This is a genomic window from Nonomuraea sp. NPDC049141 (assembly GCF_040648415.1).
GTDB lineage: Bacteria > Actinomycetota > Actinomycetes > Streptosporangiales > Streptosporangiaceae > Nonomuraea.
Window position 1 is genome coordinate 249,173 of sequence record NZ_JBEZDR010000003.1, and the last position, 13,162, is coordinate 262,334.

Below are 13,162 nucleotides of genomic sequence, written 5' to 3' on the forward strand. Positions count from 1 at the left end.
ACGGTATGACTCATACCATCCGCGTATATCGCGGCGCTGTGGGCCGGGACCCCGCGACGGTCGCCGCGGGGCTGGCTTGACCGGTCGCCGTCTAGCTCGGGATCGGGTACGGGAACGCGCCGGTCACGCCGATCTTGTCGTACTCCATCTTCGAGGTGTCGAAGCCGTCCGCCCAGTTGGCGTTGGTGACCTCGTTGCACTTGTACGCCTGGTACTTGTCGTCGCTGACCTTGCCGACCTCGACGTTGGAGATGGCGAAGCCGCAGCCGCCGGCGTCCATGTGCACCCCGCGTGTGCCGGAGTCCGGCATCTGCCCGGCGGGGTCGTTGATGACGTCGCCGATCACCATCTGCGAGACGTAGTTGTCGATCGGATGCGGTTCGACGTTGTGCACGCCATAGGTGTAGAAGGCGCCCATGTCGCCGCTGTCGAGGCCGGTCTCCTCCAGGCGGATGTAGGAGAACCGGTTGTTCCTGGCGTAGTTGTCCTCGTTCTTGATCTCGGGGCGGACCTCCAGGCTGATGCCGTAGCGGGCGCTGTGCTTGACGACGATGTTGCTGACGGTGTTGTTGCCCGTGCTCATCAGCTCGATGCCGGCCGCGTCGCCGGGGACCAGCTCGCCGACGTGGTAGATGTAGTTATTCGTGATCGTGTGATGTCCGGAAATGTCGCCCTCGCCGGGGTAGCCGCCCTCGACCTTGATCCCGTCGCCGCCGAGGTTGTCCAGCAGGCTGTCCGACACCTTGACCCGCTCGTTGGCGAAGAGCAGGAAGACGCCGGTGTATCCGCTGTCGGACAGGTGCAGCCGGGTCAGGTCGATGTCGCGGGAGTTCGTCACGGTGATCATGCCGAACCTGTTGCGCGGCATCTCGATCTGCCGGTCGTAGATCGGGTACTTGTGCTCGTAGCCCGAGTCGCCGGGGCCGTTCCACCCGTACCGGTACCAGTCGACGAAGTCCGAGTACTGCAGCGTCAGCCCGTCGAAGGCGAGGTTCTGCACCCGGTGCTCGGGGGAGGAGCCGGCCAGCGAGATGATCGTCTTGACGGTGGGCGCCATGACCTTGTCGATCGAGCTCTTGGGCCAGTAGTAGACCTCGCTGTTGGCGAAGTCGAAGTAGTACTCGCCCGGCTGGTCCAGGAAGCGCAGCGTGTTCTGCAGGAAGTAGCGTGAGCCGCTGCGGCTGTTGACGAGGGTGAAGCGGGCGTCGTTGTTGAGTGTGAAGAAGTTCTTGCGGAAGTCGGCTCCGCCGAGCGGCACGGTGTCGGTGAACCAGCTCCACGACCCGCCGGACCAGACGACCATCTGGGCGTTCTTGTCGAAGTCGGCGTCCCACTCCTTCGGGATGTCCTTGGCGTCGAAGAAGAGCCAGTTGTGCACGGCCTGGTATTCCGCCTCGGGCGTCACCGAGAACAGATACGGCGACCACAGGTCGTCGCTGGTCCTGTTCGGGTAGCGGGCGGTGGTGGCACGCTTGCCGTCCTCGAAGAGCGTGTAGAAGCTCCGGTCGACCTTGGTCTTGTAGATGGTGTCGTTGTACTTCTGCCAGCCGGTCAGCGGCTTGGCCCCGAGCAGCCTGGCCTTGCCCGGACCGTCGGCGCTGCGATAGGTGATCTTGTGGCCGTTCGCGCCGGAGTCGGCCTCGGTGAAGGTGATCGTCTTGTCGACGACGTAGTCACCGGACTTGACGTTGACGACGATGTCGCAGTTCTGGTGGCCCTTCTTGGCCCGGAGCCGGTCGCGGGCCTGCTCCACCGACTTCCACGGGCGCCGGGAACTGCCGTCGCCCTGGTCGCTTCCTGAGGTGGTGACGTAGTAGTCGCAGGTGGGTTTGGCGGCCGGGGTCGGGGTCGTCAATCCGCCGATCAATAAGACGATCGCGCTCAGAGACCTGAGGATCACTGGCTCTCCTTCATGTCCCGCCACCGCTCGTACTCGGCGCGGGTCTCGGGGGTGAGTGGGTAATAGTCGGAAAGCGCGCCGCCCTCCTCGATGCGGGCGCGGCTGTAGCGCTCCCACTGCTCGTGGTCGGCGGCGGCCTCAAGGACGGACGCGGCCCGCCGGCGCGGCACCACCACGGCGCCGTCGTCGTCGGCCACGCACAGGTCGCCGGGCAGCGCGAGCGCCCCGCCCACGGCCACGGGCACGTCGTACGCCCACGGGAACAGCTCCGCCTGCGAGGCGTACTGCGGGGTGGCGCCCGTGCACCAGATCGGCACGTCCAGCTCGGCGACCCGGGGCAGGTCCCTGATCCTGCCGTCCACGACGATCGCCGCGCCGCCCTTGCGCTTGAAGTAGCGGACCAGCATGTCGCCGAAGCAGCCGGTGTAGGCGCTGCCGTACGCCTGCACGACCAGCACGTCGCCGGGCTCGATCTCCTCCAGCACGGCCCACAGGGCGGTGTGCCGCTCGACGTACTCCTGGCCGAGCCCGGAGGCGATGTCCTCGCGCTGCGGCATGAACTGCAGCGTGCGGATCCGGCCGACGACCTGCTGGCCTGGCGCGATGGGACGCGGCCCTTCGACGAAGGTCCGCCGGATGCCCTGGCCGTGCAGTTTGGCGCAGGCGGTGGCCGAGCTGATCCGGGACAGCCCGGCCACGAGGGCGGGATCGGGTTCGGCGGGTTTTGGCCCGCGAACAGGTAGGTCCCAGATGGGGTCGTCCATGAAACTCCTCAATAGTGCCGGTGCGGGTCAGCCGGTGCGGGTCAGCGGTGCTGGTGCGGCTCAGTAGTGCCGGTGGGACAGCGGGGCCGGTGCGGCTCAGTAGTGCTGGTGCGACGGGGTGCGGACGCGGGCGGTCGTGTGCAGGTCGAGCCGGATGCGGCGGCCGGGCGGCAGCTCCACGAGCAGCCGAGGGCCGCCCACCACCACCTCCCGCTCGGCCTCGGTGATCGGGGGAGCGGTGTAGGAGCGCGGGTCGCCGGGATAGCCGGGCTCGGCCCCGGTCACCACCGCCCGGTCGATGTCGTGCTCGCCGAACGCGCCCGCCTGCACCACGACCCTGCGGGTGCGGCTCAGCCCGAGGTTCACCAGCTCGACGCGGACGCCGTCCGGCCGTACCGAGTCGACCAGCGCCGCCACGTCGGCGGGCAGGCCGGGGCGGTGGCGGTCGGCGTCGAAGTAGGCCAGCCGGGCCGGCAGCAGCCCGCCGTTGTAGAGGACCTGCGGCGTGCCCGTGACCAGTTGCAGCAGCGCCTCGGTGAGCACCGGGTTGAGCCGCTGCCAGTGGTGCACGTGGATGGTGGACAGGTCCGCGTGGTCGGCGTCGATGAGCGCCATCCGCCGCTGCACCTGGCCGAGCGCGGTGGCCAGCATGGCCTCGGGGAAGCCGGGGTTGGCACCGCGCAGGAACTCCAGCCAGGGCGCCTCGTGCCCGGCCTCCTCCTTGTTGCGGAACGCCCGTACCGTGGTCCAGTCGTAGCCCGAGGCGGCCCGCAGCCGGTCGATCCGGTCCGCGTCCTGTTCGGCCAGACCCGTGTGCCACAGCCAGACCGGCAGGCCGAGCTGCGGCGGCTGGAAGTCGAACCAGCCTCGGTCGTCGTGCCGGTTGGGCACCAGCATGGTGGGCCGCCCGGCCTCTTCGCCCAGTTCGGCCAGCCATCGGTCGCTGGTGCTCATCTCCGTGCCGGTCACGGGGGCCTGCCTGGCGTGGCCGTACACGGTGTCCAGGGGGTCGCGGCCGATGGCGAGCGCGGCCTGGTCGCCGGTCAGCAGGTGGGCGTTGACCGCGGCGATCGCGGCGGCGGCGCCGACGCTGTAGAGGCCGTGCGGCCACTGCCAGCCGTAGATGCCGCCGTACCACCGGCCGCCGTGCAGCTCGCCGACCTTGCCCGACGGGCCGACGTTGTCGGGGAGCACGCCGTGGTTGGCGGCGGCCCGCTCCTGCCAGGCGCCGATGTAGCGCAGCGCCCAGTCCCGGTAGCGGTCGTCGCCGTCGTACAGCCAGGCGTTGACGGCCAGGCTGGTGGCGGCCAGGTTGATCGCCACGTCGCCGCGGCCGAGCCGCTCGCTCATCGCGGCGCCCATGCGGCCGGCGTTGCCGGGGTCGGCCAGGTCCGCCCAGGCCGTGATGCCCGGCAGGTCGCGCAGCGGCAGCCCGTACGGCCGCATGCTCTCCAGGTCCGCGTGGTAGGAGGCCCATTCCCGCTGGAGGCCGTACCGGGGGCCGCCCGCGCCGTTGTGCGGGGCGCGAATGAGGTCGAGTTCGGCGTCGTAGTTGGCCGAGCCGGGCAGGTAGAGCCCGGCGAAGCGGCGGGCCAGGTCGCGGAAGCGCTCGTCGCGCGGGTCGGCGGCGCAGATGCCATAGAACAGCAGCAGCGACTCGCCCTGATGGAACCAGTCGTAGCCGCGCTCGAACTCGTCCACCAGGTAGCCGAGCTCGGTGAGCTGCGCGGTCACGCCCTCCCAGTGGTGCTTGGTCGCGTCGAGCAGGTCGTCGGCGCCGCCGAGCTGGTAGAGCGCCGGCCAGTTGAAGAACGCCTCATAGAAGTCGTCGGCGCCGTCCCGTTCCTCGCCCTGGCCGTGGTAGATGAGCCGGCCGTCCGGCCCGCAGTAGCGGGCGGCGAAGGCCCGCCACGCCTCGTCCAGCGCGTCGAACAGCCGGCGTTCGAGCACCGCCCAGACCGGCGGCGCGCCGAGGGGGACGGTCGCCTTGATTTCCCGCAAAGTCATCCCTTCGTGGCCCCGGCGGTGAGGCCGCTGATGATGTGCCGTTGCATGAAGACGAAGAAGACCAGCAGCGGGGCGATGGCCAGCAGCAGCGTCGGGAAGACCACCGTGTAGTCGGTGGCGTACTGGCTGACCGCCGCGTAGACGCCGGTGGTCACCGTGTACAGGCCGCTGCCGGGGCCCAGGATGATCTGCGGGTTCACGAAGTCGTTCCACACCGAGAAGGTGTTGAGGATGACCATCGTGGCGACCGCGGGCCGCATCAACGGGAAGACGATCTGCCAGAACGTCCGCAGCCGCCCGGCCCCGTCCACGGCCGCCGCCTGGTCGAGCACGGCCGGGACGGTCGCGATGTAACCCGCGTACAGGAAGATCGAGAACGGCAGCGTGAGCACGGTCTCGAACAGCACGAATCCACGGATCGTGCCCATCAGCCCGAGCGTCTTGAGCACGTAGACCACCGGGATGACCAGCACCTGACCCGGGATGAACGTCCCGGCCAGGAAGAACAGCATCAGCACCCGGAAGCGGCGCTTCGGGCTGCGCGCGATCACGTAGGCCGCGGGTGCGGCCAGCACCACGGAGAGCACGTTGACCGCCACCACGAACAGCAGCGTGACCGCGTACCCCTTGACGACGTTGAACTGCGGGTTCGTCAGCGCCCTGCCCAGGGGCTCCAGTGTGAGGCTCCCCAGGCCGAACGGGTTGGCCAGGATGTCCTGCTGGCCCTTGAACGCGTTGACGGTCAGCACGTACAGGGGGATGAGCATGAAGGCGACGGTCGCCCAGAGGAAGGTCCTTCTCACTGGTGCACCGCCAGCTCGCCCCGCCTGCGCAGCCTGGTCACCACGAACGCCAGCGCGCCCGTCACCAGCATGAGCAGCACCGACTGCGCCGAGCCGAAGCCGAGGCGGGCGTCGTGGAAGGAGTTCCACAGGATGAGGTAGGCGACGGTCTGCGTCTGCCCGGCCGGGCCGCCCGCGGTCAGCGACACCACCAGGTCGTACGTCTTGAGCAGCGTCACCAGCGACAGCACGATGTTGACCGTCACGGACGGGCCCAGGGCGGGCAGCGTCACGTTCCTGAACACCTGCCATCGGGTCGCGCCGTCGATCCGCGCCGCCTCGATCAGGGAGTGCGGCACGGCCTGCAGCCCGGCCAGGTACAGCACCACGTTGACGCCGAACCCCGCCCACACCAGCACCGCGATCATGGTGACCGTGGCCCACGTCGGATCGGACAGGAACGGCAGCACCTCGCCGCCCCAGGAGGTGACCAGGTTGTTGACCGCGCCGGTGGTGCCGAGGATCGCCGACCAGAGGAAGCCGACCACGAGGGCGCTGAGCACGTGCGGGTAGAACAGCACGATCCGGAAGAACGTGTTCGCCCTGGAGACGCCGTTGACCAGGAGGGCGAAGCCGAGGCCCAGGAGGTTGAGCCCGGCCGTGCCCGCCGCCGCGACCAGCAGGGTGACGAAGGCGGCGCGGCGCAGGTCGGGGTCGTCCAGAAGGTCGAGGTAGTTGGCGGCGCCGACGAAGGCCGGGTCGGCGCTGAAGCCGTCCCAGTCCGTCAGGCTCAGGTAGAGGGCCAGGCCGACCGGGACGATCAGCATCACGGTGTAGAGGACGGTGGCCGGGCCGACCATGATCGCGGTGGCCCATCCGTCGCGTCTCCTGGGCTTCCGCCGCACTACCGTGGTGGTGACAAGGGGTGCTACCCGGGTGAGCGTCATGACCGGCCGGCCAGCCAGCGGTCCACACCCTCGGCCACTTCCTTGGGCGACTTGCCCACGTACAGGCCCTGGACCTCGGTGTTCCAGGCGGCGTTGAAGCCCTTGGGCAGGGTCGCGTCGCCGTACCCCTCACCCTGCGGGACCCCGGAGGGGGCGCCGTCGAGGATCTGCTGCACCTGCTTCTCCAGCGGGGTGAACTCGCGCTCCACCCCGGCACGGAAGTTGCCGTCCTGCTTGAGCTGGCTCTTGACCGCCGCCGGGTCGGTGACCAGCCACTGGACCAGCTTGATCGCCGCGTCCTTCTGCGGGGTGGACTTGAGGATCATGTACGGGGCCGCCATCGTGGCGCCCTGCGGGCCCGGGTACCGCTGGCCCTTGTCGACCGGGGCGGGGAAGACGCCTACCTCGAAGTCCTTCTTGGACTTGGCCTCGGAGGCGGTGAACCAGCTCCCCATGACGTACATCGCCGACTTGCCGGACAGGAAGGCGGTCTCGGCATCGGCGTACTTCATGCCGAGCGCGTTCTTGTCCACGTACCCCTTGTCGATCCAGGTGCGGTAGCGCTCCAGGTACGGCAGCAGCGACTCGCCCGCCTTGACCTTGCCCGCCTTGACGTCCTGCTGCCAGGTGGGCAGCGTCTGGGCGCGCGACGGGTTGGACAGCTGCAGCACCTGGAGCCCGGTCAGGAACTCCCCGCCGGTCTGCAGCGGCAGCCACCCGGCCGTCTTGAGCTTCCCCATGACCGCGTCGAAGTCGTCGAGCGTGGCCGGCGGCCGGTCGATCCCGGCCTTCTCGAAGGCTTTCTTGTTGTAGAAGACCAGCGACTGCGCCTGGACTCCGACGCCGACCGTGTAGATCTTGCCGCCCAGCCTGGCCTGCTCGGCCAGCGGCGTGTCCTTGGCCCACGGCTGATCGGTCAGGTCGAGCATCTGCTTGGCGAGTGTCTCGTCGGCCGTCAGCGTCTCGACCACGTCGGGGGCGTTGCCGGCGGCGAGTTGCTGCGGCAGCGTGTCGGCCACGCCCTTGCCGGTCGGCGCCTCGATCTTGACGTCGATGCCGGGGTTGGCCTGCTCGAACGGCTTGACCAGCCCGTCCCAGTACGCCTGGGTGAGGTTCGGGGTGATGTTGACCAGCATCCGGACCGTGGCCTGGCCGCCCCCGCTCGGCCGCTCCTGGCTGTCACCGGCGAAGCCGCCCCCGCCGCAGCCGGCGAGCAGGGACAGGCATCCGATGGTGGCCAGGGCGAGGAATGGACGTGGGGAGCGCATCGCACCTCCAGGGGAGACGCCTTTTAATGGGTCGTCACTCGATTAACGATTATTTAATACGTAGGTCACGTAGGCTCGTCAAGGGCCACGTAAATAGGTTTCCAGCGGGTTGCCTGAGTCATAAATACGTTAGGATGGGCGGATGGCGGGACGCGAGGACGGCAAGCGGCTGGTGCTGGGCGCGGAGGAGCTCGCCGCCCTGCGGACATGGGCGGAGGGCGGCGGCGAAAGCCTGCGCCTGCGCAGCCGCATCGTGCTCGCCTGCGCCGACGGCCTGCCCCGCAACGAGATCGCGACCCGGCTGGCGGTGAGCCCCGCGACCGTGACCAAGTGGCGTGACCGGTTCGTCGAACGCGGCCTCGACGGCCTGGCGGACGCGCCCCGCCCTGGCCGCCCGCGCACCGCGGAGCGGCAGGAGGCCGAGCGGGTGATCGCGGCCGCGGTCACCGGGTCCGCCGTGCCGTCCACCCGCACGATGGCCAAGCAGCTCGGCCTCTCACAGTCCACGGTCGCCCGCATCTGGCAGGAGCAGCAGGTCACGCCGCCCACGGCCCGGCTGATGCCCAGGGAGCTGCTGTCCGACCGGGTCTACGCGCTGCTGCGCGGCTGGATCGTGGCCGGCGAGCTGGTGGCCGGGCAGCGGCTGGTGGAGTCGGAGATCGCCCGCCGGGTCGGCACCAGCCAGGCCCCGGCCAGGGAGGCGATCAAGCGGCTGGCGCACGAGGGCCTGGTCATCTCCTATCCCAACCGGGGCAGCTACGTCGCGGAGATCTCCGACGAACAGGCCCGCGAGGTCCGCGACATCCGGGTGCTGCTGGAGGAGTACGCCGCGCGCGGCGCCGCCACCCGCGTCCGGCCCGAGACACTGCGGGAGCTCGCGGGCGACGTGCGGGCGATGCGGCAGGCGGCGGGCGACGGCGACATCGGCGCCTTCAGGGACGCCGACCTGGCCTTCCACCGGCGCGTCTGCGCCGCCTGCGGCAACTCCTTCCTGCTGCGGCTGTGGCGGACCATCGAGTCCAACCTGTGGAGCCTGCACGTGGTCGGCAACCCGCTCTACGGTGGCGACTGGGGCGCGATGGCGGACTACCACGACGACCTGGCGGCGACGCTGGCCGCCGGCGACCCGGACGAGGCGGCCCGCCTGTTCGCCGCCCACGCCCGTGGCGAATCCTCTCGGACCCCGCCCCGAAACCGGCCGCCTCGGGCGGACGCCCAGGCCGACGTCCCGGCGGATGCCCAGGCCGACGTCCCGGCGGACGCGTAGGACGTCGGCCCGGCGGACGCTCAGGCGGACGCGGCCAGGTCGTAGACCCCGCCGCGCCGGGTGTCGAAGACGATCACCCCCGGTTCCGGTCGCTCGCCCTTGACCGGCCTGCCGTGCTCGGTGACCGTGACGTCCTTCGCGGTGCGGAGCGTGAGCTTACGCCCCAGGTCCGAGCAGATCCTCCCGCGCAGTACGACCCCGCCGCTCCACTCCAGGTCGATCTCGAAGCCGCCCCGAGCCCGCAGCCCGCTGAACGACCCCGCCGGCCAGGCAGCGGGGAGCGCCGGCAGCAGATGCACCTGGTCGCCGTGGCTCTGCAGCAGCATCTCGGTGATCCCCGAGGTCCCGCCGAAATTGCCGTCGATCTGGAACGGCGGATGCAGGTCGAACATGTTGGGCGCCGTACGGGCGGGCAGCAGCAGGTTGCTCAGCCGCTTGTACGCCTCCGGCGCGTCCAGCAGCCGGGCCCAGAAATTGATCTTCCAGGCGAGCGACCAACCAGCCCCCGCCTCGCCCCGCAGCTCCAGCGTCCGGCGGGCCGCCGTGGCCAGGTCGGGAGTCAGGCGCGGGTCGATCTGGTGGCTCGGGAACAGGCCCCACAGGTGCGAGATGTGCCGGCTGCGCGACAACGCCGCGTCGCCCCGGTAGTCCTCCTGCCACTCCTGGATCTGGCCGAGGTGACCCACCTGAGTGGGCACCAGCCGGGCCCGGGCCTGCTTGGCCCGCTCCCGCATGTCCTCCGCCAGCCGCAGGATCGTCGATGCCTCCTCGAACGCGCCGAACAGGTCCCGCAGGATCTGCATGTCCATGGTCGGGCCCGCGCAGATGCTGACGTTCTCGCCGCCGTCCTCGTGGTGGCCCACCTCGGGGGAGTGCGAGGGGTTGGTCACCAGGTAGCCGGTCCTGGGGTCGGTCTGCAGCGTGTCCAGGAAGAACTCCACCGAGCCCTTGATCAGCGGGAAGTGCTCGCGCAGCCGCCGTTCGTCACCCGTGTAGAGGTAGTGCTCCCACAGCGTCAGGCAGAGCCACGCGCCGCCGCTCGGCCACACGCCGTAGAAGGCGAAGTCGACGGGCGCGGTCCCGCGCCAGCCGTCGGTGTTGTGGTGGGCCACCCAGCCGCCCGCGCCGTACTGCGTCCTGGCGGTCCTGGCCCCCGACTCGGCCAGGTCCTTGATCAGGTCGAACAGCGGCTCCATGCACTCGGTGAGGTTGGCCGGCGCGGCCGGCCAGTAGTTCATCTCGCAGTTGATGTTGATGGTGTACTTCGACTCCCACGCGGGGGTGAGCGAGTCGTTCCAGACGCCCTGAAGGTTGGCGGCGTAGCCGGGCGAGCGGGAGCTGGAGATCAGCAAGTAGCGGCCGAACTGGAAGTACAGGGCGGCGAGCTGCGGGTCGGTGTCGAGCTGCTTGCGGGCGATGCGCTCGTCGGTCGGCAGCGCGACCGCCTCCGAGCTGCCCAGATCGATCGCCACCCGGCCGAAAAGCCGCTGGTAGTCCCGTACGTGCTTGCGCAGCAGCACCTCGTACGGCCGCCCGCTCGCCCGCCCCAGATGCCGCTCCGCCACCTGGGCGGGGTCGCCGCCGACGTCCTTGAAGCTCCGGTAGCTCGAACCCATCGAGATCAGCAGCGTGACCTCGTCGGCGCCCTCCACGATCAGCGTGCCACCGTCGGTGCGGACCGTGCCGCCCTTCGCCTCGGCCCTGGCCAGGGCCTGGAAACGGACCTCGCCCTTCATGCCCTGGGTGTCGCCGCTGACCCCGTCGAGCGCGATCGTGGCCCTGCCGGCCGCGGCCGTGGTCGAGCTCTGCGCGCTGGAGAAGGCCGCCTGGAACGTCACCGCGCCCGGTTTGTCGGCCGCGTGGCGGACCACGATCACCTGGTCGGGGTTGCTGGCGAAGACCTCGCGAGTATGGCGGACGCCGTCGCGGACGTAGGTCACCGTGGTGACGGCGCGGGTCAGGTCGAGCTCGCGGCGGTATTCGGTGAACTCGGCGGAACCGGGGAACGTCAGCGCCAGGTCGCCGAGCACCTGGTAGGGGGCCTGTTCGCTGGGCCGGCCGAGGAACTTCTGGTCGGCCAGGTTCTGCGCCGCCTGCCACTTGTCCTCCCAGACCAGCTGCCTGATCTGCGGGAGCGCGGCCAGCGCCTCGGGGCTGTCGTAGACGTGCGGGCCGCCGGCCCAGATGCTGTCCTCGTTGAGCTGCAGGCGTTCTGTGGCCACGCCGCCGAAGACCATGGCGCCGAGCCGCCCGCAGCCGACGGGTAACGCCTCCAGCCAGGCCGCGGCCGGCTTGCCGTACCAGAGAGTGAGGGGATTGTCGTCCGGCGCGGACCGGGCGGCCAGCGCCGGATCCGCGGCGAGGCCGCTCGTGAGCAGGGAACCGGCCGCGGCTCCCAGCCCGGTCGTGAGCACGCCCCTGCGTGTGTAGCCGTGGGTCACCATTACTCCTCTTGTTGCGCGGAGGTTAAGGCGGACGTGGGATGTATTAGTACGCTCGATTGGGATCTTTTGTCCAGTCCCCCACGTCTGGCGCAGTGGGCTGGCCAGAACATGGGATGTTTGTTAGATTCCAGCCTGCGAACGATCTCCGGCGGAGAGGATCAGATGTCCCTGACCGACGAGGCCATCGCCCGGATCCGGCAGCTCATCCGGTCCGGAGAGCTCCCCCCGGGATCCCGGCTGCCGCCGGAACCGCAGCTCGCCGCCCAGCTCGGCGTCTCACGCAACCCGCTGCGCGAGGCGGTCAAGGCGCTGGTCGTGGCGCGCGTCCTCGACGTGCGCAGGGGCGACGGCACGTACGTCACCAGCCTGGAGCCGGGGCTGCTGCTCGAAGGGCTCGGGATCGCCATTGAGCTGCTGCGCGACGACACGCTCATGGAGGTCATCGAGACCCGGCGGCTGTTCGAGCCGGTCGCGACGGCGCTGGCCGCCACCCGGGTGTCCGACGCTCAGCTCGCGGTCATCGGCGAGCAGTTGGCGGCCATGCGGGAGGTCAGTGACGACGTGGAGAAGCTCAACCACTTCGACGCCGCCTTCCACCGCGCGGTGGTGGCCGCGACCGGGAATGAGACGCTGTGCACGCTGCTCGACGGCATCTCCGGCCGGACGATGCGGATGCGCGTGTGGCGCGGGACCGTGGTGGCGGGCAGCGCCGGCCGTACGCTGGCCGAGCACGAGGCGATCTACGACGCGCTCGCCGCGCGGGACGCCCCGCTGGCCCAGGCCGCGGCGCTGATGCACATCAGCACGACCGAGAGCTGGTTCCGCCTCGTCCTCGCCGCCGAGTCGACATGACCCGCTTGGACGCGCACCACCACGTCTGGGACCTCGCCGTCCGACCCCACGCCTGGCTCGATGCCGAGAAGCTGGCACCCATCCGTCGCACGTTCACCCTCGACCGGCTCGCCGGGCACGCGGCCGCGGCCGGGGTGAGTGGGACCGTGCTGGTACAGGTGCTGCCCGACCTGGCGGAGACCGCGGAGTTCCTGGCGCTGGCCGCGGAGTCCGACCTGGTGGCGGGCGTCGTGGGCTGGATCGACCTCACCTCGCCCGCCGCCGCCGAGACGCTGGCCGGACTGCCCGGCGGACTGGTGGGCGTCCGGCACGGCGTGCAGGCCGAACCCGACCCCGGCTGGCTCACCCGCCCGGACGTCCGCCGCGGGCTGGCCGCCGTCGCCGCGGCGGGTCTGGCCTACGACCTGCTCACGCTGCCGCGTCAGCTGCCCGCCGCCATCGACACGGTGGCCGCCATGCCCGAGCTGACGTTCGTCCTCGATCACCTGTCCAAGCCGCCGATCGCCTCGGGGGAGCTCGAACCGTGGGTGAGCAGGATCCGGGAGCTGGCCGGACACCCCAACGTGTACTGCAAGCTGTCCGGGATGGTCACCGAGGCCGACTGGGCGTCCTGGCGGGTGGCCGACCTGCGGCCGTACGCGGAGACCGTGCTGGCGGCGTTCGGGCCGGAGCGGGTGATGTTCGGGTCGGACTGGCCGGTCTGCCTGCTGGCGGCCGATTACGAGCGGGTCGTGTCGGCGGCGGACGAGCTGTGCGCGGGCCTGTCGGCGGGGGAGCGGGCGGACGTCTTCGGCGGTACGGCACGCCGGGCGTACCGGCTGGGGGAGCACTGACGCAGGCCGCCATTTATATCCCCCATACGCCGATATAGCGGGCTTTACAAGATCTTGTCAGCTCATAAAACCAGTGTTAACTCTTGCGGAGGCGCGGG

Annotated in this window: 10 protein-coding genes; 3 read left to right on the forward strand and 7 right to left on the reverse strand. The window is 70.3% G+C overall.

The features are described 5' to 3' along the window. Window positions 1–91: 91 nt before the first annotated feature. From AB0B91_RS09795 to AB0B91_RS09820, 6 genes are all read right to left on the reverse strand, one after another. Entirely contained in the window at window positions 92–1,900 is a 1,809-nt protein-coding gene (locus AB0B91_RS09795) for a right-handed parallel beta-helix repeat-containing protein (RefSeq protein ID WP_358317877.1), read from the reverse strand. Then, a complete protein-coding gene (locus tag AB0B91_RS09800; protein WP_358317878.1) occupies window positions 1,897–2,664 on the reverse strand; it encodes a hypothetical protein in 768 nt (255 codons plus the stop codon). The genes AB0B91_RS09795 and AB0B91_RS09800 overlap by 4 nt, the downstream gene beginning before the upstream one ends. A 96-nt stretch (window positions 2,665–2,760) precedes the next feature. Further along, entirely contained in the window at window positions 2,761–4,671 is a 1,911-nt protein-coding gene (locus tag AB0B91_RS09805; protein WP_358317879.1) for a hypothetical protein, read from the reverse strand. Continuing rightward, window positions 4,668–5,474 carry a carbohydrate ABC transporter permease gene (locus AB0B91_RS09810; RefSeq protein ID WP_358317880.1) on the reverse strand — a complete coding sequence of 269 codons (807 nt, stop codon included), beginning with the start codon at window positions 5,472–5,474 and terminating at the stop codon, window positions 4,668–4,670. Before AB0B91_RS09810 ends, AB0B91_RS09805 begins: the two co-directional genes overlap by 4 nt. Continuing rightward, window positions 5,471–6,400 carry a sugar ABC transporter permease gene (locus AB0B91_RS09815; RefSeq protein WP_358317881.1) on the reverse strand — a complete coding sequence of 310 codons (930 nt, stop codon included), beginning with the start codon at window positions 6,398–6,400 and terminating at the stop codon, window positions 5,471–5,473. The genes AB0B91_RS09810 and AB0B91_RS09815 overlap by 4 nt, the downstream gene beginning before the upstream one ends. After that, the gene (locus tag AB0B91_RS09820) at window positions 6,397–7,668 is read right to left on the reverse strand and encodes an extracellular solute-binding protein (protein WP_358317882.1); all 1,272 of its coding nucleotides are present in this window, start codon (window positions 7,666–7,668) and stop codon (window positions 6,397–6,399) included. Before AB0B91_RS09820 ends, AB0B91_RS09815 begins: the two co-directional genes overlap by 4 nt. A 142-nt stretch (window positions 7,669–7,810) precedes the next feature. Here AB0B91_RS09820 and AB0B91_RS09825 point away from each other — a divergent pair, with 142 nt between their 5' ends. Further along, a complete protein-coding gene (locus AB0B91_RS09825; RefSeq protein ID WP_358317883.1) occupies window positions 7,811–8,935 on the forward strand; it encodes an FCD domain-containing protein in 1,125 nt (374 codons plus the stop codon). Between the two features lie 20 nt (window positions 8,936–8,955). Here the strand turns inward: AB0B91_RS09825 and AB0B91_RS09830 are convergent, their stop codons facing one another. Further along, window positions 8,956–11,376, reverse strand: a complete 2,421-nt coding sequence (locus tag AB0B91_RS09830) for a glycoside hydrolase family 95 protein (RefSeq protein ID WP_358317884.1) — start codon at window positions 11,374–11,376, stop codon at window positions 8,956–8,958. Window positions 11,377–11,541: 165 nt separating this feature from the next. Here AB0B91_RS09830 and AB0B91_RS09835 point away from each other — a divergent pair, with 165 nt between their 5' ends. Both AB0B91_RS09835 and AB0B91_RS09840 read left to right on the forward strand, forming a co-directional pair. Beyond that, window positions 11,542–12,231, forward strand: coding sequence for a FadR/GntR family transcriptional regulator (locus AB0B91_RS09835; protein ID WP_358317885.1), 690 nt, complete (start codon window positions 11,542–11,544; stop codon window positions 12,229–12,231). Beyond that, entirely contained in the window at window positions 12,228–13,064 is an 837-nt protein-coding gene (locus tag AB0B91_RS09840; protein WP_358317886.1) for an amidohydrolase family protein, read from the forward strand. The genes AB0B91_RS09835 and AB0B91_RS09840 overlap by 4 nt, the downstream gene beginning before the upstream one ends. Window positions 13,065–13,162 lie beyond the last annotated feature (98 nt).

Coding starts and splice junctions, on each gene's coding strand:
- AB0B91_RS09840 (WP_358317886.1), top strand. CDS start 12,228: ATGACCCGCTTGGACGCGCACCACCACGTCTGGGACCTCGCCGTCCGA.
- AB0B91_RS09800 (WP_358317878.1), bottom strand. CDS start 2,664: ATGGACGACCCCATCTGGGACCTACCTGTTCGCGGGCCAAAACCCGCC.
- AB0B91_RS09835 (WP_358317885.1), top strand. CDS start 11,542: ATGTCCCTGACCGACGAGGCCATCGCCCGGATCCGGCAGCTCATCCGG.
- AB0B91_RS09820 (WP_358317882.1), bottom strand. CDS start 7,668: ATGCGCTCCCCACGTCCATTCCTCGCCCTGGCCACCATCGGATGCCTG.
- AB0B91_RS09815 (WP_358317881.1), bottom strand. CDS start 6,400: ATGACGCTCACCCGGGTAGCACCCCTTGTCACCACCACGGTAGTGCGG.
- AB0B91_RS09825 (WP_358317883.1), top strand. CDS start 7,811: ATGGCGGGACGCGAGGACGGCAAGCGGCTGGTGCTGGGCGCGGAGGAG.
- AB0B91_RS09805 (WP_358317879.1), bottom strand. CDS start 4,671: ATGACTTTGCGGGAAATCAAGGCGACCGTCCCCCTCGGCGCGCCGCCG.